We start from the raw sequence: 517 nt of genomic DNA on the forward strand, positions 1-517 counted from the left end.
GGTAGTGTGGACTGGGAGGTAGAGGAATAAACACCTGACATGAATGGCGGCGATGAAGGAAGCGGTGAGCTTTGCGTAGCGTGTGGCAATTCCCCGCCAGCGCTTGAGGGCGCGGAAGACGTTTTCAACGACGTGCCGCGCCCGATACAGTTCATGACTGTACGCTCTTTGCTCTTTCCGGCTTTTAACCGGAGGGATGACGGCTGTTATATCCGCTTCCTTAAGCATATTGAGCAGTTCGTTCGTGTCATACGCTTTGTCCGCAAGGAACGCTTCCGCCTCCAAATCCTCCATAAGGAGAGGCGCCTGGCTACAGTCCGCGACAGTACCGCTTGTCACAGCGCCGCTTGCCGGTATCCCGTACTCGTCGACTACCAAGTGCAATTTGCTGTTCAGCCCCCTTTTGTGCGGCTAATGTCCTGAGTGCCGCATGCGTCCGCGTGTGCCTTGATATACGTCGAATCTATCATAAAGATATCCCCGGCAGGCTCGCCTATTGCGGTATCCGCCAGCGTTT

The 517-nt window shown here is 55.3% G+C and carries 1 protein-coding gene; it reads right to left on the reverse strand.

Translation table 11 applies throughout. The features are described 5' to 3' along the window. The coding region (locus AWU74_RS07895; RefSeq protein WP_306701091.1) for an IS5 family transposase at positions 1-396 on the reverse strand (396 nt) is incomplete at its 3' end. Positions 397-517 lie beyond the last annotated feature (121 nt).

Source organism: Treponema endosymbiont of Eucomonympha sp. (assembly GCF_001028545.1).